Origin of the sequence: Cellulomonas biazotea (genome assembly GCF_004306155.1) — a bacterium.
Lineage (GTDB): Bacteria > Actinomycetota > Actinomycetes > Actinomycetales > Cellulomonadaceae > Cellulomonas > Cellulomonas biazotea.
Map to the genome: position 1 here is coordinate 1 of NZ_BIMR01000056.1, position 23,635 is coordinate 23,635.

At 75.1% G+C, this 23,635-nt stretch carries 19 protein-coding genes and 1 tRNA gene; 9 read left to right on the plus strand and 11 right to left on the minus strand.

What is annotated here, in order from left to right; genetic code table 11:
* Positions 1 to 46: 46 nt before the first annotated feature.
* Positions 47 to 1,855, minus strand: a complete 1,809-nt coding sequence (locus tag CBZ_RS04980; protein WP_130780486.1) for an alpha/beta hydrolase — start codon at positions 1,853 to 1,855, stop codon at positions 47 to 49.
* A 173-nt stretch (positions 1,856 to 2,028) separates the two neighbouring features.
* Between CBZ_RS04980 and CBZ_RS04985 the strand changes: the two genes are divergently transcribed.
* Both CBZ_RS04985 and CBZ_RS20750 read left to right on the plus strand, forming a co-directional pair.
* Complete coding sequence (locus CBZ_RS04985) at positions 2,029 to 2,385, plus strand: nuclear transport factor 2 family protein (RefSeq protein ID WP_130780487.1); 357 nt, start codon at positions 2,029 to 2,031, stop codon at positions 2,383 to 2,385.
* A gap of 68 nt (positions 2,386 to 2,453) precedes the next feature.
* A complete protein-coding gene (locus tag CBZ_RS20750; RefSeq protein ID WP_165446658.1) occupies positions 2,454 to 3,104 on the plus strand; it encodes a DUF6226 family protein in 651 nt (216 codons plus the stop codon).
* A 34-nt stretch (positions 3,105 to 3,138) separates the two neighbouring features.
* On the opposite strand, the gene CBZ_RS05000 is transcribed toward CBZ_RS20750, so the two are convergent.
* The 5 genes from CBZ_RS05000 to CBZ_RS05020 all read right to left on the minus strand — a co-directional run bounded on the left by CBZ_RS05000 (position 3,139) and on the right by CBZ_RS05020 (position 5,954).
* Complete coding sequence (locus CBZ_RS05000; protein ID WP_130780490.1) at positions 3,139 to 3,924, minus strand: hypothetical protein; 786 nt, start codon at positions 3,922 to 3,924, stop codon at positions 3,139 to 3,141.
* 2 nt (positions 3,925 to 3,926) lie between these two features.
* Entirely contained in the window at positions 3,927 to 4,607 is a 681-nt protein-coding gene (locus CBZ_RS05005; protein ID WP_130780491.1) for a toxic anion resistance protein, read from the minus strand.
* Between the two features lie 106 nt (positions 4,608 to 4,713).
* Positions 4,714 to 5,091 carry a HEPN domain-containing protein gene (locus tag CBZ_RS05010; RefSeq protein ID WP_130780492.1) on the minus strand — a complete coding sequence of 126 codons (378 nt, stop codon included), beginning with the start codon at positions 5,089 to 5,091 and terminating at the stop codon, positions 4,714 to 4,716.
* Between the two features lies 1 nt (position 5,092).
* Complete coding sequence (locus CBZ_RS05015) at positions 5,093 to 5,719, minus strand: nucleotidyltransferase domain-containing protein (protein ID WP_165446659.1); 627 nt, start codon at positions 5,717 to 5,719, stop codon at positions 5,093 to 5,095.
* Positions 5,720 to 5,883: 164 nt separating this feature from the next.
* Positions 5,884 to 5,954 (minus strand) — tRNA-Gly (locus tag CBZ_RS05020).
* A gap of 125 nt (positions 5,955 to 6,079) precedes the next feature.
* On the opposite strand from CBZ_RS05020, the gene CBZ_RS05025 reads away from it, so the two are divergent.
* Positions 6,080 to 6,682 carry a GNAT family N-acetyltransferase gene (locus tag CBZ_RS05025; protein WP_130780494.1) on the plus strand — a complete coding sequence of 201 codons (603 nt, stop codon included), beginning with the start codon at positions 6,080 to 6,082 and terminating at the stop codon, positions 6,680 to 6,682.
* A 36-nt stretch (positions 6,683 to 6,718) separates the two neighbouring features.
* On the opposite strand, the gene CBZ_RS05030 is transcribed toward CBZ_RS05025, so the two are convergent.
* Positions 6,719 to 11,032 carry a S8 family serine peptidase gene (locus CBZ_RS05030; RefSeq protein ID WP_130780495.1) on the minus strand — a complete coding sequence of 1,438 codons (4,314 nt, stop codon included), beginning with the start codon at positions 11,030 to 11,032 and terminating at the stop codon, positions 6,719 to 6,721.
* A 398-nt stretch (positions 11,033 to 11,430) separates the two neighbouring features.
* Here CBZ_RS05030 and CBZ_RS05035 point away from each other — a divergent pair, with 398 nt between their 5' ends.
* Positions 11,431 to 12,564: a serine hydrolase domain-containing protein gene (locus tag CBZ_RS05035; protein WP_130780496.1), complete on the plus strand. Its 1,134-nt coding sequence runs from the start codon at positions 11,431 to 11,433 to the stop codon at positions 12,562 to 12,564.
* A gap of 131 nt (positions 12,565 to 12,695) precedes the next feature.
* On the opposite strand, the gene CBZ_RS05040 is transcribed toward CBZ_RS05035, so the two are convergent.
* Both CBZ_RS05040 and CBZ_RS05045 read right to left on the minus strand, forming a co-directional pair.
* A complete protein-coding gene (locus tag CBZ_RS05040; RefSeq protein WP_130780497.1) occupies positions 12,696 to 13,712 on the minus strand; it encodes an aldose epimerase family protein in 1,017 nt (338 codons plus the stop codon).
* Between the two features lie 24 nt (positions 13,713 to 13,736).
* Positions 13,737 to 16,205, minus strand: coding sequence for a glycoside hydrolase family 94 protein (locus tag CBZ_RS05045; protein WP_130780498.1), 2,469 nt, complete (start codon positions 16,203 to 16,205; stop codon positions 13,737 to 13,739).
* 279 nt (positions 16,206 to 16,484) lie between these two features.
* Between CBZ_RS05045 and dcd the strand changes: the two genes are divergently transcribed.
* From dcd to CBZ_RS05065, 4 genes are all read left to right on the plus strand, one after another.
* Positions 16,485 to 17,060, plus strand: a complete 576-nt coding sequence (gene dcd, locus CBZ_RS05050; RefSeq protein WP_130780499.1) for a dCTP deaminase — start codon at positions 16,485 to 16,487, stop codon at positions 17,058 to 17,060.
* 4 nt (positions 17,061 to 17,064) lie between these two features.
* Positions 17,065 to 18,210 carry a hypothetical protein gene (locus CBZ_RS05055; RefSeq protein ID WP_130780500.1) on the plus strand — a complete coding sequence of 382 codons (1,146 nt, stop codon included), beginning with the start codon at positions 17,065 to 17,067 and terminating at the stop codon, positions 18,208 to 18,210.
* 119 nt (positions 18,211 to 18,329) lie between these two features.
* Positions 18,330 to 18,923, plus strand: coding sequence for an NUDIX domain-containing protein (locus CBZ_RS05060; protein ID WP_130780503.1), 594 nt, complete (start codon positions 18,330 to 18,332; stop codon positions 18,921 to 18,923).
* Between the two features lie 245 nt (positions 18,924 to 19,168).
* Positions 19,169 to 19,636, plus strand: coding sequence for a hypothetical protein (locus CBZ_RS05065; protein WP_130780501.1), 468 nt, complete (start codon positions 19,169 to 19,171; stop codon positions 19,634 to 19,636).
* Between the two features lie 115 nt (positions 19,637 to 19,751).
* On the opposite strand, the gene CBZ_RS05070 is transcribed toward CBZ_RS05065, so the two are convergent.
* A complete protein-coding gene (locus CBZ_RS05070; protein ID WP_130780502.1) occupies positions 19,752 to 21,695 on the minus strand; it encodes an ABC transporter ATP-binding protein in 1,944 nt (647 codons plus the stop codon).
* 110 nt (positions 21,696 to 21,805) lie between these two features.
* Between CBZ_RS05070 and CBZ_RS05075 the strand changes: the two genes are divergently transcribed.
* On the plus strand, positions 21,806 to 22,378 hold the full coding sequence (locus tag CBZ_RS05075) for a MarR family winged helix-turn-helix transcriptional regulator (protein WP_246013066.1): 573 nt from the start codon (positions 21,806 to 21,808) through the stop codon (positions 22,376 to 22,378).
* 46 nt (positions 22,379 to 22,424) lie between these two features.
* On the opposite strand, the gene CBZ_RS05080 is transcribed toward CBZ_RS05075, so the two are convergent.
* Positions 22,425 to 23,635 (minus strand): serine hydrolase domain-containing protein (locus CBZ_RS05080; protein ID WP_218022712.1); only part of this gene is annotated, 1,211 nt, incomplete at its 5' end.

The following is a 23,635-nucleotide window of genomic DNA, read 5'->3' on the forward strand; positions in this document are numbered from 1 at the left end:
GTGCGGGGCCGGGCGCGTCGTGCGACGCCCGGCCCCGCACCGTCGCTCAGCCGCGCGGCAGGGCGCCGGGCAGCGGCGGCACGACCGGCGGGAGCGCACGCTCGGGACCCGCCCGACGTCCGGCGTCGGGTGCCGCACCGACGAACGGCTGCTCGTCGCCGACGCACACCGTGCCCTCGGCGGGCAGGGTGCCGTCGAGCAGGTAGGCACCGACCGCACCGGTCACGCACGCGGACGTCCCGTACGCGGTGTGGCCCCAGCTGTCGCTCGACAGCAGCCGGCTGCTGCCGAGGACCGCGTCGGCACCGACGGCACCGTCGTAGTTCGTCGCCGGGTCCCAGTAGTTGCCGACGACGAGCACGGGGTGCGCGCTGCTGCGCGTGAACGGGCCGCGGTACGCGTCCTCGTCCTGCACGGTCCACGTGGACGACGCGCAGGGTGCCGACGCCCACGTCCACAGCGGTCCGAAGCCGGGCGCGTCGGCGTCCGCCCGGTCGGCGGCACGCGTCCAGCCCGACGCCTTGGCGGGGTTGAGGCCGTCGGTGCACAGCACCGACTGGAACGCGTCCAGGCCGTTCGGGTACGGGAAGCCGAGGCCCAGGGCCGACTCCCGCGCCGCGGCCTGCTCGGCGGCGGCCTGCTCGGACTCCTGCAGTGCCCGGTACCGCTCGACGAGCCGCGCGCTCGCGTCCTGGTGCGCCGCGCCGGCCGGGTCGCCCGCTGCGGCGAGGAGCGAGGCGACGAGCGTGAGGTCCGCGTCGACCCACCGCCAGCCGTCGGGCGCGTACAGGTCGCCGAGCAGGAACGACACGAGCAGCGGGTACGTCAGGGTGACGACGAGCTCGCCCGTCTCCGGGTCGACGACGTCGAGCGGCGCCTGCTTGAGGGCGTCGACGATCGCGTCGTACCCGGACACCGGCTCGCCGAACGACGCGAACGTGCACGCCTCCGGCCCGGCGGCGCCGCAGCGCTCGAGGACCTCCTGCAGGGCCTTCCACGCGCCCTCGCCCGAGCGCAGCCGCTGGGTCTGCGGGATCGACGCGGTCGCCTTCGTCCCGGCCCACGCCGTCGGGTCGAGCACGCCGTCGATGACGAGCGCCCGCACCCGGTCGGGGAAGAGGTTCGCGTACACGCTGCCCAGGTACGAGCCGTACGAGAAGCCCAGGTAGGAGAGCTGCTGGTCCCCGAGCGTGCGGCGCAGGACGTCCATGTCCCGGGCGACCTCGGCCGTCGACATCGAGCCGGAGAGCGGCTTGCCCTGCGTCGAGCACGCCCGCCCGAACGCCTCGGACGACGCCACGTACGCCTTCGACTCGGCGTACCCGACGGGGAACGGCACGTTCATCCCGGCGAGCGCCGCGGCCTGCTGGCCGACGTCCTTGAAGCACTGCACGTTGCTGCTGTAGTTGGTGCCACGCGGGTCGAAGCCCACGACGTCGAACCGGGCCAGCAGCTCCGGGTCGAGGAACTGCGGCGCGGCGGCCGCGATCTCCACGCCCGAGCCGCCGGGGCCGCCCGGGTTGAGGAACAGCGTCCCGATCCGCCGCGCCGGGTCCGTCGCGGGGATCCGGAGCAGCGCGACCTCGGTGGTCGCACCGCGCGGCTCGTCGTAGTCGAGCGGCAGGGCGACGACGCCGCACTGCGCGGTCGGCGCGAACAGCGGGCTGCAGTCGAACCACCCGGGGTCGGGTGCCTTGACGCGGTCGACCCGGGCGGCCTCCGCACGGCTCGTGGTGTCGCCCCCACCCGGCCGGGCCGCGGTCGCGGCCGGTGCCGCGAGGGCGGTGACGGTCAGGCTGACGGTGAGTGCGGCGCCGGCCGCGAGCAGAGTTCGGACAGGACTGCGCAACGGCATGGATCCCCCTGTGACGTGCCGTCGGACACCCCCTGCGCCCAGTGGACCGGCACGCGCCGGGCCCACCCTGCCCGGTATGTCCGACGCCGGACAAGGTGCCCGGCGCGACGGCGCGACGACCTTCACGGAACGTCCCCATGCGGGCGTCCGCGCTCGGCGCGACACTCGACGGCATGGACGTCATGACGTGGGTCGACGGGTACGAGCGGGCGTGGCGCGGCAACGACGCCGCGGGTCTCGACCGCCTGTTCACGCCCGACGTGCGCTACCTGCGGTCCGCGTACGACGAGGGCCTGCGGGGCATCGACGCCGTGCGTGACTTCTGGCCGGAGGACACCCCGTTCACGATGAGCGCGGCGCCCGTGGCCGTGCAGGGCGAGACCGCGGTCGTCCGGGTCGAGGTGCACTACGGCGGCGACGAGCCGCGCGAGTACCGCGACCTGTGGATCCTGCGGTTCGCGCAGGACGGCCGCGTGCGGCACTTCGAGGAGTGGGCGCATTGGCCGGGCATGGCGGGCGCGACGGACTGACCACCGGGCTCGGAGGGAGTCGGAAAATGGCCCGGCCCGCCGGACGGTCGGCGTCGTAGCCTCGCCGGATGACCGCCGGCTACGTGCGCCCGACCTTCACCGAGCCGACCTACCGCGACGAGCACGGTGAGCCGTTCACCTACGGCGACCGGTGGGGCATGGCCGGCCCGCCCGAGGACACCTACTCGCGCGACTCGCACCCCGAGCGCTTCGCTCCGCTGCACGACGTCGCCGACGCGCTGGTCGCGCACCTCGTCGCGACGTACGACGTCGAGGCCGTCCGGGACGACGCCGCGCTCGCGGACATGGGTCGCGACGTCCAGCCGCTGCTGCGCGCGGTGCGCCTCGTCCCGGCCGCGGCTGACGCCGCCCCGTTGACCGTCGGCTGGACGGACTACCCGGGGGTCGTCGTCCGGGCCGGCGCCCTGTTCGAGGGCTGGCTGCCGCACTGCGGGTGCGACGCGTGCGACGAGACGGCGGCCACCGTGGCGGGACAGGTCGAGGACCTCGTGCTGGGCGTCGCCCGCGGGCGGCTGCAGGAGACCGCGAGCGCCGGGGCGGTCGGCCACCGGCTCGACACCGACGACGGGTGGTCGTCGTCGACGGGCGACGGCTCGCACGTCCCGGCCGCCCGGCTCCGGGAGGCCGAGCGTCGCCTCGCGGCGCTCTCCGACGGGTGGCAGCCGTGGCCGCTGCGCGCCGGGCGCCGGACGGGCTGACCCGCGGGCGCGGTCGTCGGCGCCGCCGCGGCGGTCACGGGGCGCGGAGGTCGGCGGCGTCCTGCTGGTGGTTCCCGTACTTGTCGCGCAGGAAGTTGCCGGTGGTGCTCAGGTCCGCCGTCAGGCGACGGTGGCGGCTCGCGTCGAGGGCGTCGGCCTGGACCGCGAGGATCCGCAGCTGCTCGGCCAGCTCCTCGTCGGGGGTGCGCCCGTCGGGCTGCCGCTCGTGCACCTGGCTCGGCGGGATCGCCAGGTAGCTCGTGAGGACGGTGGGCAGGTACCGCCGGGTCATGGCGTCGAGCTCGTACTCGAACCGCGGGTCCGCGGTGGGCTCACGCTGCTCGTCCGCGATCACGGCGTCCAGCACCTGGCAGATGTGCAGCACCGTCGGGTGGGCGTCCGCGGGCAGGCGGTGCCTGTTCCGGTCGGCGAGCGTGCGGACCCGGGCCACGGCCGCGGGCAGGTGCACCGACGCCTCGACGACCGTGTGCTGCGGGCGGGCGCGCTCGACGACGACGGACGTCGCGGCCGGGTCGCGCTTCCACCACCGTCGCCGTGCCGGCAGCCACAGGTCCCGCAGGTGCCAGGAGCGGACGCCTGAGGCGCCCATGGCCGTCAGCGCGAGCAGCGCGGGCCACCCCCAGAACCCGTCGAGCACGAACACCGCCACGGAGAACGCCGCGGCGTAGAGCAGGCCCTCGAGCGTCGCCCGGAGGTTCTTGCGCACCGCGCCGATGACGAGCACGAGGTAGGCGAGCAGGGGCAGGAAGACGAAGACGGCCGCCACCTTGACGGCGTTGCCGAGCGTCAGTCGCGACACGGTCAGCTCCTCCCGACGTGTGCCGTGGCGGCGTCCAGCGCGCGGTCCACGGCCTCGATGAGCTCGACGTTGGTCGTCCTCGCCACGTCGAGCGCCAGGTAGCCCTGGACCGCGACGGCCATCTGCGTCGTCAGGTCCTGGTGACGTCGGCGCACGGGGAACAGCGCGTCGGACTCTAGGGTGGCGGCGTCGTCGCTCCTGCCCTGGGACCGCAGCGCGGCGACGTGCCGCTCGAGGCCGTCGCACAGGTGGCGGACCAGGACGGCCGCCTCGGCCAGCCGCACCATCGCGTGCCACAGGGCGTCGTGCTCGGTCCGGATGGCGGCGTTCTCGCGTCGCAGGTCGTCCTGCTCGGCCAGGAGGGCGTGGACGACGGCACGGAGCTGCCCCGGCGCCGTGAGTGTCGTGCCCGCGCGTGCCGCCGCGCCCGCCTCGCTCCCGGACAGCGCCGCCGCCGGACGCCGCAGGATCCGCCCGACCGCGTCGCCGACCTGCCGCATCGGCTCGTCGCCCATCCGGGCGAGACGCGCGACCGCGGCCTGGAGCTCCGGGCCGTGCAGGGGGGTGTCGAGCAGCGCGTCGAGCAGCGCCTGCGCCGTCGCGGCGTGCTCCTGCTGCGCCTCGGCGTCCACGAGCACCAGGTCGCCGACCTTTTCCGGCCGGTGGACGTGCAGGTCCGACATGTGCCCTCCCCGAGCACTCGGTGTCTGCCCCCGATCATCTCAAACCCCGGCGCGGAACGGTCCTGCGGATGACGGGAGGTTCTCGAGGCCGGGGCCGAGAGCGCGGTCAGGAGCCGGTGACGTCCCGCGCGGCGTCGACCATGCGCGTCGCCCATTCGACGGCCTTCGTGGCGTCCGTCCGGCTGATCGGTCCGGCCTGGTACTGGGCCGCCGTCTTGAGCCCGAGGAGCCGGCGGAAGGTCGACTCGAGCGCCTTGCCTGCGGGACCCGCGGCGGCAAGCTCCGGCGCGGCGGAGCGGTGGTCCTCCGCCTTGCCGGTCCGGCCCGTCAGCTGGAGGCAGATCGCGTCCTTGGCGTTGATGCCGGCGAGCACCGCGGACGACGCCGCGGCGGTGTGGAGCTCCATGTCCAGCTCCAGGCCGGCGGCGTCGAGAGACTCGCGCGCCTTGCGGAGGTGGCTGAGCGCGTCGTCCCGGGCGCCCACGTCAGGCCGCGTTCGGCGCCGGGACCAGGGCGATCGACCCGACGACCGCGCGCCCGTCGCGGCGGATCTCGCTCAGGAGGCGCTCGCCGGTCGCTGCCATGACCTGGAGCTCGTCGCGGGACCGGTCGACGATCTCGCACGGGTTGCCGGTCCAGCGGGTGACGCGCGCCGCGAGATCCGTGACGTTCGCCTGCCAGTCGGCGTCATCGGTGTCCACGTCGGCGGGACGGATGACGAGGAGGTCGACGTCGCTGGCGATGCCGCCGTCGCCCCGCGCGGTGGACCCGAAGACCACGACTCCGTCCGGGGGGCTCGCCCAGCCGCCGGCGTGCTCGGCGATCCGGTGCCACAGCTCGTGGCGCAGGGAGGTGAGCGCCGCGACGGCGGAGGCGGCGACGTGCTCTCGGTTCAGCGAGAAGAGCGACGCGGCCCCCGCCGGGGTCCGGTCGACGAGGCCGGAGTCGGTGAGCTGAGCGAGGATGCGCGCGACGCGCGGCTGGGAGACGCGGGGGCGGGTGAGGTCGGCGACCGCACGGCCGGTGAGCGGCGTCGAGGTGGACGCGAGCACGGCGAGCACCGGGCCGTGGGCGGAGGGCACCACGTCGGCGATCGGGTTCGAGACGTCCATCATCCGCTCCAAGTGAGTCGTGCAGTACTCACATGAAAACTATAGTACTCATGCGGCCCGCGTTCAGCGCGGTTGTCGGCCGGCGCATCGGCAGAAGAGACCCAGCGGCGCTCCGAGAGACGGTGGCAGTGGCGGCGCCGCACTGGCCGGGGTGGTGACCTGGGAGCGGGTGACGGGAATCGAACCCGCGCCATCAGCTTGGGAAGCTGAAGTTCTACCATTGAACTACACCCGCGTGACGACGATCCGTCGTCGGCCCGGACAGCATACCCGGCACGACGAGACCCGCGAAGCCAGGTCCCGCGGCGGGCGTCCCGGAACGCCGGACGACCGGGATCGGAGCGTGAGAGGGTCGGCCGCATGACCGCCGTGCTCCGCCCCTACCAGCCCGTCGACCTGGCCGCGATGTACCGGATCTGCCTGCTGACGGGCGCCGCGGGGGGCGACGCGACGGCCCTGTACCGCAACCCGGACCTCCTGGCGCACCTGTACGCCGGCCCGTACCCGGTGGCCGACCCGGGGCTGACGTTCGTCGTCGTGGACGAGCACGGGGTCCTGGGGTACGTCGTCGGGACCGCCGACACGCTGACGTTCGAGACGTGGCTCGACGACCACTGGTGGCCGACGCTGCGCGCGCAGTACCCGCCGGTCGACGACCCGGGCGACGGGACGGAGGACCACGTGCTGGTCCGCCGGATCCACGACTGGGCGCCCGCCGACGACGAGCTCTACGACCGCTACCCGGCGCACCTGCACATCGACCTGCTGCCGCGCGCCCAGGGGCAGGGGTGGGGCCGGCGGCTCATCGAGGCGCTGTCGGGGGCGCTGCGGGAGCGGGGCGTCCCGGGCGTGCACCTCGGCGTGGACGCGCGCAACACCGCGGCGATCGCGTTCTACGAGCGGGTCGGGTTCCGGCGCGAGCGCACGCACGACTGGGGCGCGACGCTCGTCCTCGACCTCTGAGCGCACGCCCGGCGCGAGCCGGGGCCGCCGCGGGCGTCAGTACCGGAAGTAGCCCGCCACGTCGACGACGAGGTCCGTCGGGGCGCTGTGCGAGTAGAACGAGACCCCGCCGCCGTCGCCGAGCCGGACGACGGCCAGGTTCGCCTCGTCGCGCCCGTACGTGAGGTTGATCGTCGAGACGTCGGGCAGCGGGTTGCCCGCGGTCGTCGGGAACACCCGCACGTGCGTGGTGCCGCTCGGGCCGGCGCCGGTGACGTTGAGGACCGCGGCGGTCGCGCCGGCCGGCACCCCTCCGCTCCCGGCGACCGTGAGGCCGTAGACGCCACCGGGCTGCAGCGTGCCCGGCAGGCCCTGCCCGAACCGGGTGTCGGCGACGCGCACGGGCGCGACGGGGACGAACCCGTTCGCGGCGTCCGCGGCGTAGTACCCGTTGATGTCGGCGATGAGGTGCGTCGCCGCGACGGGGACCCAGAACCGGACGCGGCCGTCGTCACCGACGGGCACGGTCACGAGGTTCGGCTCGTCGCGGTTCGCGGACAGGTTGAGGTTCGACACCCCGGGAGGGGTCTGGTCCTCGCCCGCACCGGGCGCCGGGTACGCCCGGACGTGGGTCGACGCCGTGGCCTCGGTGCCCGTGAGGTTGAGGACGACCGCGAGCGCGTTCGCCGGGACGCCGTTGCCGGTGACCTCGACGTCGACGAACTCGCCGCCGGCGACGGGACCGGGACGGGCGCCCAGGCCGGTGCGTGTGTCGAGCAGGCGCCGCGGGCTCAGGGGCGCGTACGCGGCGGCCCCGACGGGCGAGTAGTAGCCCGCGAGGTCGGCGATGAGGTGCGCGGTCGACGCCTCGGTGCGCAGCGCGACGGCACGGTCCGCGCCGACCGCGACGGTCACGAGGTTCGGCTTGTCGAACCCGGGCGCGAAGTTCACGTTCGACACGTTCGGCACCTGGCCGGAGCTCGCGGGGTACGCCCGCACGTTGCCCGGCCCGGTCGACTCGGTGACGGTCAGGTTGAGGACGACCGCCGTCGCCCCGGCCGGCACGACGCCGCTGAGGTCGAGGCGCATCGGCTGGTCGGGCGCGGGACGCGAGCCGCCCACCCCGGTGCGGGTGTCGAGCACGCGCGTCGGGCTGACCGGCGTGTACCGGTCGCCGCCCGCGGCGACGGTGAACGGCACGCGCACGGGCTCCGGCAGGGTCGCGCCCGCGGCGTCCCGGACGGCGTCGACGATCGCCGTGTAGTGGTGCCCGGGCACGAGGTCGGCCGTCGGGGTCAGGACGACGGCCCGGGTCGCGGCCTCCCACCGCACCGAGGTGGCGACGGTGGACCCCGTGACGCCGTCGACGAGGCGGACGCGCGGCGCGGCGACGTCGGAGGTGCGCAGGTCCCGCTCGAACGTCACGCGGACGGTGGGCCGGACCGCGACACCGGCGGTGTGCGGGTCGGGCGTCGTGTCGCGCAGCCAGCCGGCCTGCGGCGTGGGCGCGCCGACCCGGGTCTGGCGCAGCGCGAGGACGCCCGACTGGGAGACGACCGCGTCGGGCCACGCGTCGCCGTCGAGGTCGGTGATCGCGAGCTGCCCCGGGTGGTCGTAGACCGTGACGGAGATGGGCGTGCGCTGCGGGGTCGAGAGCGTGCCGTTCGTCTGCTGCCGCAGCAGGCTGACGCCCAGCTCGAACGCGTTGACGACCAGGACGTCCTGCCGGCCGTCGACGTCGAGGTCGCCGATCGCGACCGTGCCGTCGGACTCCCCGCCGGCCGGGTACAGCGCGGAGGGCGCGAGCGCGCCGGACGCCAGGATCCCGTCGACCCGGACGGTGTTGCCGTTCATCCGCACGACGTCCGCCCGGCCGTCGCCCGTGACGTCGCCGACCGCGACGGACGTGACGAGCGGCCCGCCGCCGAAGGGCAGGTTCACGGCCGTCGCGAACCCGCCGCCCGCGGCCTGCGGGTGCACGGCGTGGGTCGTCACGACGTCGGGTCGGCCGTCGCCGGTCACGTCGCCGACGGCGAACCGCTGCTGGCCGAGGGTCTCCGCGACCGCGGTGAACGTGCCCGTGCCGTTGTTGGCGAGCACCTGCAGGCTCGGCCGGTTGGTCGAGGCGACGACGTCGAGGTCGCCGTCCTTGTCCCAGTCGACCAGCGCGACGCCGCGACCGTCGAGCTCGGCACCGCCGTAGGACACGACGACCTCGCCCGCGGGCGTCATCGTCCCGCCCGCCTGCTTCAGCAGCAGGACGCCGGTGGCGGTCGTGGCGACCGCGTCCGCGTCGCCGTCGCCGTCGACGTCCCCTGCCGCGAGGCCTTCGCCGACGGTCCGCACCGCGCCCAGCGGCACGTCGACCGGGGTCGCGAGGGTCCCGTTGCCGGCGCCCTTGTACACGTACACGCCGCCGCCGTCCTCGACGGTCATGACGTCCTTGAGCCCGTCACCCGTGAAGTCGGCCGCCGCGAGCGCCCCCACGGACACCCGCGTCGGGTCGGCGGGCGCCCGGAAGGACGACGTGAACAGCGGCTGGGTGCCGCCCGCCGTGAACGACACCTGGTACCGCTGCGACGCCGGCGCGGACCCGTTCGCGTTGCGGACGCCGACCAGGACGCGGCCCGCGGCCGCGACGGACACGTCCACGCGCTCGGCGGCGTCGGTCCTCGTCGCGTCGGCGACGCCCAGGACCCGACCCTGCGCGTCCCGCACCTCGACGACGAGGTCCAGCTCGGGCCCGTCGTCGGCGGCCCCCGCCGTCAGCGGCTCGACGGTGGCCCGGTACGTGCCGGCGGTCGGCGCGTTCCACGCGTACCAGTCGGCGTCGCCCTCGGGCGACAGGGTCGCCGACGTCGGGCCCGACACCGTGCGGGCGTCGGCGGGGGAGTCGTCGCTGGGTCCGGCGTCGCCGAGGGGACGGCTCAGGGGCGTCGCGACCGCGGCCTCCACGCCCCAGCCCGTCGTCGTCGCGGCGGCCGCGTCGACGATCCCCGCGCCGTAGTACGCGTCGAGACCCCGCGGTCCCGCGTCCCGGGCGGTCGTGACGATGCGCCGCTCGACCTCGGCCGGGGGCATCGTCGACGCGCGGGAGAGCAGCAGCGCCGCGACACCGCTCACGAGGGGCGCGGCGAACGACGTCCCGGAGCCCAGCACGTACGTGCCGCCCGCCTGGGGGCCGACGAGGAGGACGCCCGGCGCGGAGACCGACACCGAGTCGCCCCAGCTCGACCAGCCGGCCAGCGCCCCGTCGTCGTCCGTGGCGGACACCGACAGCAGCCCTTCCACGCCGGGGGCGTAGGCGGCCGGGTACTGCGGCACCTGCGTGCCCGCGTTGCCGGCCGCCGCGACGACGACGACCCCCGCCGCCACCGCGCCGCGGACCGCGTCGAGCAGCACCTGCGACGTCGCCGTGCCGCCGAGGGACAGGTTGACGACGTCGGCGCCGTGCGCGACCGCCCAGGAGATCCCGGCGGCCACCCGCGAGTCGGGCCCGTTGCCGTTCGCGTCGAGCACCCGCACCGGCAGGACGGACGCGCCCCACGCGGCGCCCACCGCACCCCGGCCGTTGTTGCCGGACGCCGCGACCACGCCCGCGACGAGCGTGCCGTGGCCGCGGGGGTCGGACGGGTCGGAGTCGCCGTCGACGAGGTCGACGCCCGGCAGGACGCGGCCCGCGAGGTCCTCGTGGCCCGCGGCGACGCCCGTGTCGAGGACGGCGACGACGACGCCCTGGCCGATGCTCACGTCCCACGCGCGCGGCAGCCGCGTCAGCTCCAGGTACGGGCGGGCGAGCCCGCTGTACGGGTCGTTCGTCCACCCGAAGCCGTGCCGGACGTGGTCCTCCTGGACGGCCGCGACGGCCGGGTCGTCGGCGAGCCGCGCGACGACCGCCGCCGGGTCCTCGTCGCCGACCGGGACCTGCACGTAGCCGGTGCCGGGGACGGGCTCGCCGCCGTCGACCCCGGTGCCGTCGAGCCCCGCGGCGTCGAGCGTCGAGCGCTGCTGCACCTCCGACGTGCGCGGCGTGAAGCGCACGAGGACGTGCGTCGCGGGCACGGGGGCGGGATCGGCCTCGGCCTCGGCGGTCGGCTCGGGTGCGGACGCCGTCGGGAGCTCCTGCTGCCGGGCGCCCTCGGCCGGTGCCGCGGGCGGGGTCGGGGACGTCACCGCGGGCGCCACGTCCGCCTCGTCCGGCTGCGTGCCCGACGGTGCCGACGGTCCGGTCGCCGTCGCCGGTGCCGCGGTGTCGGGACCGGCGGGGAGGGCGGTGGACGTCGGCGTCGACGACAGCGCGGCGGACCCCGGGACGAGGCCGACGAGCGCCAGGGTGAGCGCCACGGCGATGGCGGATCGGCTGCTCGGCATGGGCTCGTCCCTGCGGTCCCTCGGGGGTGGGGCGCGTCCGCGGTCACGAGGGAACCCGACGGGCGGGCCCCGGCGTCGGCGTCAGCGTAGGGGGCACAAATGGGCCCTCACGGCACCTGATCGGGTGAACGGGGACGTCTTTCCGGGTGAAGATCACCGGCTTCTCGGGTGATGCGCGGCGTGGCCGGTGGACGAACCGGACGACGCCGGACGAAGCGTCGGGGCAACGGTGTCGGAGGTCCGCGGTAACGTCCCGCGCGCTCGGCACGCCGGCCCGGCGGGCCACCGGAGGGGGAGGTCGGCAGGTGGCGACGACGGCTGAGGGACGCGCGACGGGACGCGCGACGGCACAGGGACCCGCGGCGGTGGGTGCGGGCGAGGAAGCGAGGGGCGCGGCCGTGCGTCCGCCCGTCCAGGGGACGGTCGCGGCGGGGTACGAGGCCGTCCGTGAGGCGCTGCTCGACGCCGTGGCCCGGGAGCCGGGGCTGCAGGCGCAGGTGGCCGTGCACGTGCGGGGCGAGCGGGTCGTGGACCTCGCGGTCGGCCTGCCGCTCGACGCGCTGCTCCCGGTCTACTCGACGGGCAAGGGGGCGGTGCACCTCACGGTCGCGCTGCTCGCGCAGGACGGCGTCCTCGACCTCGACCGCCGCGTCGCCGACGACTGGCCGGAGTTCGCCGCGCACGGCAAGGACGTCCTGACGGTCCGCGACGTCCTCACCCACCGGGCCGGGCTGCTGGGCGTGCCCGAGCGGTTCGGCCTCGACGAGCTCGCCGACGACGACGCGATCGCCGCGCGCCTGGCCCCGCTCGCACCGTCCTGGGCCCCCGGCACCGGCTACGGCTACCACGCGTTCGTCGTCGGGGCGCTGCTCGGCGAGGCGGTGCGACGGCAGACCGGCCTGTCGCTGCGGCAGGTCTATGCGGACCGCGTGCGGGCACCGCGGGGCCTCGACCTGCACCTCGGCCTGCCGGCGTCGCTCGACGGCCGGGTGCTCGACGTGCTGCCGGCGCTGCTGACCGACGCGGAGCAGGCGCAGCGGGCGGCGGCCACCCCGCCGCGCGACAGCCACCTGTCCGTCGCGTTCAACCTCGACGCCGACCCGCCGACCGACATCGTCACCGTCGGCAACACGACGGCCGTGCGCCGGCTCGGCCAGACGTCGGCCGGGGCCGTCGGGAACGCGCGCGGGCTCGCCGGGCTGTACGCGGCCGCGACCGGAGCGGACGGGGCCGGTGCGCTGCTCGACGCCGACACCCTCGCGGCCGTGTCTGCGCTCGCGACCCCGGGCACCGACCTGGTCACCGGGGAGGCGGACCACTTCGGCCTGGGCTTCGAGCGGCCGCAGAACCTCTACCCGTTCCTCGGTCCGACCGCGTTCGGGCACTCGGGCGCGACGGGCGCGCAGGCGTTCGCCGACCCGGCCGGCGGCGTCGCGTTCGGGTACACGCGCCGACGGTTCAGCGCGGCCGGGAACATCGCCCCGGAGGTGGAGGCGCTGGCCCGCGCGGCGGTGGAGGCCGCGGCTCGCTGACGACGGCCGCGGCGCCGGTCCCCGTCACGCGACGCGAGCGGCGCGACGACGACGGGCTGGCCCGACCGGAGTCGCCGTCCGGCGGTGTGCGGACCCGGCGGGCCGGCCCCTGAGGGCCGGCGGCGCCGTCGTCAGCCGCGGACGGTGAGCGAGAACTCGCCCGCGCGCTCCTCGCCGGGCTCGAGCACGAACACGCCCGTGCCCGGCACGCCCGCGGCGTGCAGCGCGAACCCGTCGTTCACGTTCGTCACGGGCTCGACCGCGAAGTACGACCGCCGCCGGGGCGCGTACACGACGAGGTGCGAGTAGACCGGGTCGGCGTGCAGGTCGACGTCGACGTCGGGCTCGTCGTAGTGGACGCGGATCGGCGCGCCCGGGTCCCACCCGGTGAGGACGTCGTCGACGAACCGCGAGCCGAGCGGGCGGCCCGTCCGGAAGTCGGCGCGCCGCGGGATCGTCCCGGCGGGCCCGACGGCCATCGCGTCGACCAGCGAGTAGCCGTGCCGCAGGGGCACCTCGAGCAGCGGGTTGCCGGGCTCCGCGGGCGGCGTCGCACCGACGGGCGCGAGCGTCCGCTGCAGGTACGGGTGGTGCCCGAACCCGGCCGGGAACGACTCGCGGTCCACGTTGCGCACGCTCGTGCCGACCGTCAGCCGCGACCCGCTGACCGTGTACGTGATGCGCGCGCGGAAGCGCCACGGGAAGTTCACGCCGACCAGGTCGGACGTGTCGAGCTCGAGCACGACACGGTCCTCGCGCCGCTCGACGACGTCCCACGCGGCGTGCAGCACGGCCCCGTGGATCGCGGTGCCGTCGGCGCCGTTGCGCTGCAGCTGCCACGACCGGCCGCCGTACGCGAGCACGCCGTCCCGGATCCGGTTGGACCACGGGACCATCGCGAAGCTCGAGCACTTGGCGGCCTCGCCGTGCACGGTCGGACGGGCGGGGCGCAGCAGGTCGCGCCACACCCCGTCGGCGGTGCGGATGCGACCGCCGGCGAGGGACGCGCCGGTGCGCGGGAGCACGTCAAGCTCCCACGCACCGTCGCGGATCGTCACGACGCGCTCGTCCGCGTCGGTCGTGCTCACGCCGGGCGCGCCGGCAGGGGTCGCCGGCGCGATCGGCGTGATCTCCTCGACCATCGTCATGACGTCACCCGTCCGACCCGCGGGTCAGACGGTCACCTCGACGCGGACGGTGCTGCCGGCCGCGGCGTAGGGCACGACGTTGCCGTCGACCGGGGCGCCGTCGACCGTGAGCGTCCCGCGCGCACCGGGCGTGCCCGAGTTGGTCACGGTGATCTCGTACGTCGCACCGCGGGCCACGCGGGTCACCGTGTACGACGGGACCTCCGGGCCGATCTGCGGGTCGACGACCAGGCCGTCGTAGTCGGGCCGGACACCGAGCAGGTACTGCGACACGGCGACGAAGTTCCAGGCCGCGGTGCCGGTCAGCCACGAGTTCTTGGCCTCACCGGCGCGGACGGCCTCCTTGCCGGCGATCATCTGCGCGTACACGTACGGCTCGAGCTTGTGCGTGTCGGAGATCTCCTCGCGGTACGCCGGGGTGATCCGCTTGTAGTAGTCGAACGCCTGCGCTCCGCGCCCCACGACCGTCTCGGCGATGATCACCCAGGGGTTGTTGTGGCAGAAGATGCCGCCGTTCTCCTTGTAGCCGGGCGGGTAGGTGGAGACCTCGCCGAGCTCGATCTGGTACGTCGTGTACGCCGGGTACTGCAGCACCAGGCCGTGCGGCGTGCCGAGCATCTCGTTGACCGAGTCGAGCGCCTGGATCGCGGGCGCCTCGGCGTCGTCCGGGCCGGAGCCCACGCCGATGCCCGCCATCACGGCGAAGCCCTGCGGCTCGATCCAGATCTTGCCCTCGGGCTTGGCGTCGGTGCCGATCGGGTTGCCGTAGTAGTCGTACGCCCGCAGGAACCACTGGCCGTCCCAGCCGTGCTCGAGGACCGCGGCGCGCACCTCGTCGACGTACTTGCGGGCCTCGGACGCGACGTCCGCGAGGCCGCGGCGCTCGGCGAGGTTCGCGTACTCGGCGCCGTAGAGGACGAACTGCGCGGCGATGAACACCGACTCCGCGGCGCCGCCGGCCTGGTTCTCCGTCGTCTGGAACGACTCGCCCGGGGTCGTCGAGAAGCAGTTGAGGTTGAGGCAGTCGTTCCAGTCGGCGCGGCCGATGAGCGGCAGGCCGTGCGGGCCGCGGTTGTCGACCGTGAACCGGAACGAGCGCGTGAGGTGCTCGAACAGCGGGACCTCGGTGCCGGCCTCGTTGTCGAACGGGACGGGCTCGTCGAGGATGCCCCAGTCGCCGGACTCCTTGATGTACGCGGCGACGCCGGCGATGAGCCACAGCGGGTCGTCGTTGAAGCCCGAGCCGATGTCGTTGTTCCCGCGCTTCGTCAGCGGCTGGTACTGGTGGTACGCCGAGCCGTCGGGGAACTGCGTCGACGCGATGTCGATGATGCGCTCGCGGGCGCGCTCAGGGATCAGGTGGACGAAGCCCAGCAGGTCCTGGTTGGAGTCGCGGAAGCCCATCCCGCGGCCGATGCCGGTCTCGAAGAACGACGCCGAGCGCGACATGTTGAACGTGACCATGCACTGGTACTGGTTCCAGATGTTGACCATCCGGTCGAGCTTCTCGTCGGTGCTCGTCACCGAGTACGTCGAGAGCAGGCCCGTCCAGTGCGCCTTGAGGGCGTCGAGGGCGGCGTCGACCTGCTCGCTCGTCGCGAACCGGCCCAGCAGCGCGTGCGCGGGTGCCTTGTTGACGACCTGGTGGGCGTCGTCGGCCCACTTCTCGTCGTCCGGGTTCTCCAGGTAGCCCAGGACGTAGACGAGCTCGCGCGACTCACCGGGCGCGAGGGAGACCTCGACCGAGTGCGAGCCGATCGGGTACCAGCCCGACGCGACCGAGTCGGCGCTCTTGCCGGCGCGCGGGACGGCGGCCTCGCCGAGCCCGTTGTACTGGCCGACGAACGTGTCGCGGTCCGTGTCGAAGCCGTCGGCGCGGGTGTTCACGGCGAACACGGCGTAGTGGTCGCGGCGCTCGCGGTACTCGGTCTTGTGGTAGATCGCCGAGCCGTGCGGGGAGTCCTGCTCGACCTCGACCTCGCCGATCGACAGGTTGCGCTGGTAGTTCGTCTGGTCGTCCTGGGCGTTCCACAGGCAGAACTCGACGAACGAGAACAGCGTCGCCGTCTTCGGGGCGTCGGAGGTGTTCGTGACGGTGACCTTCTGGACCTCGGCGTTCTCGCCGACGGGCACGAAGAACAGCGTCTCGACGCGCAGACCGTTCCGCTCACCCGTGATCGTCGAGTAGCCCAGGCCGTGCCGCGCCTCGAAGTGGTCGAGGTCCGCCTTGACCGGCAGCCACGACGGGGTCCACACGTCGCCGCCGTCGTTCACGTACAGGTAGCGGCCGCCCGCGTCCGCGGGGATGTTGTTGTAGCGGTAGCGGGTGAGGCGGCGCATCTTGGCGTCGCGGTAGAACGAGTACCCGCCCGCCTGGTGGGAGAGCAGCGAGAAGAACTGCTCCGACCCGAGGTAGTTGATCCACGGGTAAGGGGTGTGAGGCGTCGTGATGACGTACTCGCGCGCCGCGTCGTCGAAATGGCCGTACCGCATCGGTGGTGCCCCTCGGGTGCTCGGAAACAGCCGCGCCCGGTCACACCATCCCCGGTCCCGCGTCCGCGCGGGTCGGCGTCGGGTGTCTGACGCGTCATCTGGTCGGTGCGAGAGCGCTCCCACGCGCCTCACGAGAAGGATGATAGCCGTCGGGCGACGTATCGAAAACGTTGCAGCGCCGCACATCCGTGCGCAGGGCCTGGGGACGTCGTGGGAATGGTGTGGGAACCGGCCGGACGGTCGGTCCACGAGCCCCGCGAAGGGCACTACCGTGGCCCCGTGCTGCTCTCCGACCGCGACATCAGGGCCGAGCTCGAGTCCGGACGGGTCGGGCTCGACCCGTACGACCCGCAGATGATCCAGCCGTCGAGCATCGACGTGCGGCTCGACCGGTTCTTCCGCCTGTTCGACAACCACAAGTACGCCGTCATCGACCCCGCGGCGGACCAGCCCGACCTCACCCGCCTCGTCGAGGTCGACGGCGACGAGCCCTTCGTGCTGCACCCCGGCGAGTTCGTCCTCGGCTCCACGTACGAGCAGGTCACGCTGCCCGACGACGTCGCCGCACGACTCGAGGGCAAGTCCTCGCTCGGCCGCCTCGGGCTCCTCACGCACTCGACCGCCGGGTTCATCGACCCCGGCTTCTCCGGGCACGTCACGCTCGAGCTGTCGAACGTCGCGACCCTCCCCATCCTGCTGTGGCCCGGCATGAAGATCGGCCAGCTCTGCTTCTTCCGGCTGTCGTCCGCCGCCGAGCAGCCCTACGGCTCCGCCGCCTACGGCTCCCGCTACCAGGGGCAGCGCGGCCCCACCGCGTCCCGCTCGTTCCAGTCCTTCCACCGCACCGAGGTCTGATGCCGTGACCGACGACCTCCCGCGCCTGCCCGCCGCCGACCCCGCCCTGCGCCGGAGGCACCTGCTCGGCCTGCCCGACGGCATCGGCGCCGACGAGGTCGAGGTCCTCGCCATCTCCCGGTTCGCGCAGGCGCACTGGGAGGACGTCGTCGCCGACGTCCCGCAGCAGCGCGGCTTCGTCCGGCCCGTCACCGCCGCCCTCGGCATCCGCACCGTCACCGCGGCCGCCCCCACCGTCCAGGCGCTGCGGCTCGCACGCCTGTCCCGGCTCGCCGGCCCCTACGCCGTCAGCCCCGAGGACGCCGTCGGGCTCGGCCTGCCCGCCACGACCGTCGTCGTCTACGACCTCGACGCCCCCCGCGAGCGCGGCGCCAAGCCGTACCCCGGCGGCGACCGCGACGGCCTCAAGCGCGCGTTCCCCGACGGCCTGCCCGTCCGCGAGGAGGAGCGCGTCGTGCAGTGGCTCGTCGCGTGCGCCCGGCGGCTCGGCGGCGCCGTGCGCATCGGCGAGAGCGGCGTCGTCCTCACGCCCGACGTCGACGGCACCATCGACCTCACCCTCTTCGCCGACCGCTGGCTCGAACCCAGCCAGGCGCTCGCCGTCGTCCAGTCCGTCGTCCCCCGCGCCCGGCTCTCCGAGGCGTCGGGCCGCTGGGAGGGCCCGCAGGCGGGCGTCGGTCGCGCGTCGACCAGCGGCGCCGGCGGCGTCACCGAGGCCGGCGGGTCCGGGCTGCGTGCCGCGCTCGAGCGGTACGGCGTCGAGGACGCCGACGAGCGGCAGCGGCTCATGGCCGAGGCCGCCGCGTTCGACGAGATCATGCGCGCCACCCCGCCGCCCGCCGAGTCGTACGGCGTCCTCGTCGACCTCGGGGTCGACGGGACCATCTCCGTCGAGGCCGCCACCGAGACCGAGCTCCCTCCGCTGCTCGGCGACCTGCCCTGGACCGCCGGCGGCGTCGTCGCATACCGCGTGCACTGGGAGCCGCTCCTCGTCGAGGAGCTCGAGATGGAGAAGCCGTCCTTCCCGCACAAGGTCGCGCGCGGGCGGGCCGCCCCGCAGGTGCAGGCCGTCGCACGGGCGCTGCACGGCGCGCTCGGCGGGGAGATCGCCGACGAGGCGGACTTCCTGGTCGACCCCGCGGACCTGTGAGCGGTGTGGTCGCGGACGACGGTCGCCGGGACCGGGCCGACGAGTCTGGCGCGGCTGGTCGCGCCGGGGTCGGCGGGCGCGGTCCTGACGTGACGGCGGGCGGGGGCGTGACGGCGGGCGTGGGCGCGACGGCGGGCAGGGATGCGACGGCGGGCGGGCACGCCGGGTGGACGACCACCGGGTCGCGCGTCGTCTACGAGAACCGGTGGATCCGGGTCCGGGAGGACGACGTCGTACGGCCCGACGGCGGCGCCGGCGTCTACGGCGTCGTCGAGGTCCGGCAGCCGTCCGTGTTCGTCGTCGCGCTGACCGACGACGACGAGGTGGTCCTCGTCAGCCAGCGCCGCTACACGACCGGAGCCGTGTCGGTCGAGGTCCCCGCGGGCGGCACCGACGGCGAGGACCCGCTGGTCGCGGCCCGCCGCGAGCTCGCCGAGGAGACCGGGCTGACCGCGCGCGAGTGGACCGAGGTCGGGCGGATGGACGCCCTCAACGGCATCGCCGACGCCCCCGAGCACGTGTTCCTCGCGCGCGGGCTCGCCCCTGTCGAGGGTGGTGACGACGGTCGCGGGCGCGTCGAGGAGGGCATCGACAGCGTGCGCACCGTCCCGTTCGCCGACGCGCTGCGCCTGGTCACGGACGGCACGATCCGCGACGGCGAGACGATCGCGGCCCTGGCGTTCGCGGCCATCCACCTCCGCCGCTTCCACTGACGAGCCGCGACACCCCACCACCCGGCCCTGCGCCCGCCCGTCGCCCCGGGCCGCCGAGCGCTCGAGGTCGCTGGTCCTGGTCGACTTCGCTGGTTCTGCCTGACGCACTCGACCGGAACCGGCGAAGTGGCGCTGCCGGGGAGTGCGGCGGCGGGCGCGTGGTGGCCGGGGTGACCCCACGCGGCGGGCCACACGGGGGTGGGCGTCGGGATGCCGGGGGCGCGCGGAGCGCGTAGACACGGCGCATGGGTGTGCTGATCCGCTCCACCGTCCTCGGGCTCGCCGCCGGCGGGCGCGCCTCCTCCGCGATCCGGACCCCGGTGCTCGCCGGCACACGCGGGCGGTCCGGCGCGGGTCCGGCCCTGCTGCGGGCGCTCGCGAACCTCGCGGTCCTCGGGGAGACCGTCGGCGACAAGCTGCCGACCACCCCCGCCCGCACGGGGACGCCGCAGGTCTACGGCCGGCTCGTGGCGGGGGCGCTCGGTGCGGTGGCGCTGTCGGTCGTCGAGCGGCGGCGGCCCGGCGCGCACGTCGTCGCGGCCGTCGTCGGGCTCGGTGCCGCGTGGGCCGGGTCGTACGCGGGCACGGCGTGGCGCCGGTGGGCCGCCGAGGAGGGTCCCGACGAGCTGCGCCCGGACTGGCGGGCGGCGGCGATCGAGGACACCGTCGTCCAGGCGTTCTCGACCCTGCTCGTCCGCACCTCCCGCCCCTGACCCCCCCCCGCGGAGTCCCGGCGAGATCGTCACTTCCGTTCGAGGTCGTGACCTGCAGGTACCGATCTCGAACGGAAGTGACGACCTCGGTGCCCGGTCGCGTGGCGGGTGGGCGTCAGGCGGCGTCGGCGGGCTGGGGGGTGGGGGCGAACTGGGTGCGGTAGAGCTCCGCGTAGAGGCCGTCGCGGGCGACGAGCTCGGCGTGGGTGCCCTGCTCGACGACGCGGCCGCGGTCGACGACGACGATCGCGTCGGCCTGGCGGACGGTCGACAGGCGGTGCGCGATGACGAGCGACGTGCGGCCGGTGAGCGCCTCGTCGAGGGCGGCCTGGACCGCGGCCTCGGACTCGGAGTCGAGGTGGGCGGTGGCCTCGTCGAGCACGACGACGTCGGGGGCCTTGAGCAGCAGCCGGGCGATGGCCAGGCGCTGGCGCTCGCCGCCGGACAGGCGGTAGCCGCGGTCACCGACGACGGTCTCCAGGCCCTCCGGCAACCGTGCGACGAGGTCCCAGACGTGGGCCTGGCGCAGCGCGCGCACCAGGTCGGCGTCGGTGGCCTCGGGGCGGGCGAAGCGCAGGTTGGCCGCGATGGTGTCGTGGAAGAGGTGCGCCTCCTGGCTGACGACGCCGACGGTCGCGCGCAGCGAGTCGAGCGTGACGTCGCGCAGGTCCGCGCCGGCGATGCGGACGGCGCCGCGCGTCGGGTCGTACATGCGGGTGACGAGCTGGGAGAGGGTCGTCTTGCCGGCGCCGGACGGGCCGACGAGCGCGACCATGTGCCCGGCGGGGACGGCGAACGAGACGTCCGTCAGGGTGTCGTCGGACGGGTCGTTGCGGAGCGTCGCGACGGACTCCAGGGAGGCGAGCGACACCTCGTCGGCGGTCGGGTAGCGGAAGCCGACGGCGTCGAGCTCGACGTCGGCGCCGCGGCGTGCGACGTCGGCGCGCAGGTCGTGGGCGTGCGGGGCGTCGGTGACGGACGGCTCCAGGTCGAGGACCTCGAGCACGCGCTCGAAGCTCACGAGGGCGGTCATGACGTCGACCTGGACGTTCGACATCGCGGTGAGCGGGCCGTAGAGGCGGCCGAGGTAGGACGCGAGCGCGACGACGACGCCGACGGTGAGCTCGCCGCGGATCGCGGCGAGGCCGCCGAACCCGTAGACGACGGCGGTCGCGACGGCGGCGATGGTCGTGAGGCCGACGCGGAACCACGTGCCGTAGAGGGCCCGCTTGACGCCGACGTCCCGGACCCGTCCGGCCTGCTCGGCGTACGCGGCGGACTCGCGCGCGGGGTCGCCGAAGACCTTGACCAGGTGGGCGCCCGCGACGTTGAACCGCTCGTTCATGGTCTGCGCGGCCTGGGCGTTGAGCTCGTAGCTCTCGTGCGTGACGGCGGCGATGCGCGGCCCGAACCAGCGTGCGGGCAGGACGAACGCGGGGACGAGGACGAGGGACAGCAGCGTGAGCCGCCACGACATGGAGAGCATCGCGGCGAGCACGAACGCGACGGTCAGGGCGTTGCTCACGACGTTCTGCAGCGTGGACGTGAACGCCTGCTGCGCGCCGAGCACGTCGCCGTTGAGGCGCTGGACGAGCGCGCCCGTGCGGGTGCGGCTGAAGAACGCGAGGGGCATGCGCTGGACGTGGTCGAACACGGCGGTGCGCAGGTCGAGGATGAGGCCCTCGCCGATGCGGGACGACACCCAGCGGTCGGCGACGGACAGGCCGGCGGACAGCAGCGCGAGCGCGGCGACGGCGGCGGCGATGAGGACGACGAGGCGCGAGTCGCCGGTGGCGATGCCGTCGTCGATGAGGTGCTTGAACAGCAGGGGCGGGAGCGCGCCGGCGGCGGCCTCGAGCGTGATGAGCACGAGGAAGACGGCGAGGGCGCGGCGGTGGGGGCGGGCGAACGCGAGGATGCGGCGCAGCGTGGAGCGGGACAGGCGTCGGCGGCCGACGGAGCGGTCGCGCGCGAAGCCGCGCATCTGCGGGTTGCCGCCGCCGCGGCCCATGCCGGCGCCGGTGCCGGGCGTGGCGGGAGGGTGGTGGGGGAGAGACATGGGGCGTCTCCCTTCGTCGGGGGAGCGCGTGGGGGGTGGCGCGCGATAGTGAGGTTAACTCACTATGTCGTTGGTTCACAACCGCTGCGGGTGCGGGTACCGTCACGGCCGTGAGCCCGCACGACGACGCCGCCGCCACCGCAGCCAGCCCGCCCGCGGCGACGGACGGCCCTGTGTCGACGGACGCCCTGGTGTCGACGGGTGGCCCGGTGTCGACGGGTGGCCCGGTGTCGACGCGCGGCTCTATGCCGACCGGCGGCGACGAGTCCGCCGAGCTGCTGGACCTGCTGCACCGGCTGCTGCGCGACATCCGGCGGTCGGCGGCGGCGTCGCTGGGACCCACCAGCCAGGCGCCCGGGCAGGTCCGCCTGCTGCGCGTGCTGCAGCACTGCGACGAGCCGCTGCGGCTCGGTCACGTCGCGTCCGCGCTCGACGTCGCGCCCCGGTCCGTCACGTCGAAGGTCGACGCCGCCGAGGCCGACGGGCTCGTCCGGCGCATCGCCGACCCCACCGACCGCCGCGCGACTCTCATCGAGCTCACCGACGCCGGCCGGTCCCTGCTCGCCGACGTCTCCGCACGTCGCCACGAGGGCGTCGCGGGCCGCCTCGGCCGCCTCGCTCCCGACGAACGCGCCCAGCTCCTCGCCCTCCTGCGCCGCCTGGCGGACGACCCCACGCCCTGAGGTCATCCTCACGGCGTGGGGCCGCCCGACGGTGGTCAGAGCGTGGTCAGGAGCAGAGGGCCGTGTCGATCACCGCGTCGACGTGCTGCAGCGCGTCGGGGTCCGGCACGGACGACGGGAGCGCCGTGACGGCCACGGCGGCCGCGCGGCCGTCCGTCGTCACGCCCTCGCGCGTCGAGTAGCCGAAGATGTCGCCGCCGTGCCCCCACGCGACGCCGCCGCAGCTCAGGGCCGTCTCGGTGATCCCGAGGCCGTACCGCACGGGGCCCCAGTCGGCCGGGACGGGGACCGTCTTCTGCATCTCCGCGAGCTCCGCGGCGCCGACCAGGCGGCCGTCGAGGATCGCGGTGTAGAGGCGGACCAGGTCGCTCGGCGTGCCGACGACGTCGCCCGCACCCCAGGCCGCGGCGGGGTCGAGGACGGTGACGTCGCGCAGCGGACCGCCCGGGGTGTCGGCGTGGTAGCCGTGCGGGTGACGCCCGCGGATCTCGCGCTCGCCGACGGCCGGGACGTACGTGTCGCGCAGGCCGGCCTTCTCGATGACGCGGTGCGTGAGCTCCTCGTGCAGCGGGCGGCCGGTGACCTTCTCGACGAGCAGCCCGGCGACGACGTAGTTCGTGTTGCTGTACGACCAGCCCGCACCGGGGGCGAACGTCGCGGGGCGCGTCATGGCGGCGTCGAGCAGCGCGCGCGGCTGGACGTACGTGTCGACCATCGCGTCGACGCTCGACAGCCCGTCGGCGAGGAGCACGTCGAGGTACTCGGGGACCCCGCTCGTGTGCTGCAGCAGCTGCCGGACCGTGATCGCGGTCCCGTCGACGCGTTCGGCGCCCTCACGCCCGTTGTCGAGCAGGCCCGGCAGGTACGTGGCGACCGGGGCGTCGAGGTCGACCCTGCCCTCGCCGACGAGCTGCAGGACGGCGACCGCGACGAACGTCTTGGTGTTGCTCGCGAACCGGACCTGCCCGTCCGTCGGGACGCGGGCGCCGGTGCTCAGCTCGCCGACCCCGGCGACGAGATGACGGGTGCGGCCGCGCTCGTCGCGGACCGTCGCGAGCGCGGCGGGGAAGCCGTCCTCGCGGACGAGCGCGTCGACCGCGCGACGCACGGCGTCCCGTCCGTGCGCCCCGCGAGCCGGGTCGGTCGGTTCCGGCGCCTCCGCGGTGGCGGGCGGCGCGTCCGCCGCCACCGCGGGTGCGACGAGCGTGCCGCCGACGAGCGCACCCGCGGCGAGCAGCGCGGCCGCACCCCGGAGCG

Coding starts and splice junctions, on each gene's coding strand:
- CBZ_RS05005 (WP_130780491.1), bottom strand. CDS start 4,607: ATGTCGGACCTGCACGTCCACCGGCCGGAAAAGGTCGGCGACCTGGTG.
- CBZ_RS05045 (WP_130780498.1), bottom strand. CDS start 16,205: ATGCGGTACGGCCATTTCGACGACGCGGCGCGCGAGTACGTCATCACG.
- CBZ_RS05015 (WP_165446659.1), bottom strand. CDS start 5,719: ATGGACGTCTCGAACCCGATCGCCGACGTGGTGCCCTCCGCCCACGGC.
- CBZ_RS05030 (WP_130780495.1), bottom strand. CDS start 11,032: ATGCCGAGCAGCCGATCCGCCATCGCCGTGGCGCTCACCCTGGCGCTC.
- CBZ_RS05065 (WP_130780501.1), top strand. CDS start 19,169: ATGGGTGTGCTGATCCGCTCCACCGTCCTCGGGCTCGCCGCCGGCGGG.
- CBZ_RS05025 (WP_130780494.1), top strand. CDS start 6,080: ATGACCGCCGTGCTCCGCCCCTACCAGCCCGTCGACCTGGCCGCGATG.
- CBZ_RS05040 (WP_130780497.1), bottom strand. CDS start 13,712: ATGACGATGGTCGAGGAGATCACGCCGATCGCGCCGGCGACCCCTGCC.
- CBZ_RS20750 (WP_165446658.1), top strand. CDS start 2,454: ATGACCGCCGGCTACGTGCGCCCGACCTTCACCGAGCCGACCTACCGC.
- CBZ_RS04985 (WP_130780487.1), top strand. CDS start 2,029: ATGGACGTCATGACGTGGGTCGACGGGTACGAGCGGGCGTGGCGCGGC.
- CBZ_RS04980 (WP_130780486.1), bottom strand. CDS start 1,855: ATGCCGTTGCGCAGTCCTGTCCGAACTCTGCTCGCGGCCGGCGCCGCA.
- CBZ_RS05070 (WP_130780502.1), bottom strand. CDS start 21,695: ATGTCTCTCCCCCACCACCCTCCCGCCACGCCCGGCACCGGCGCCGGC.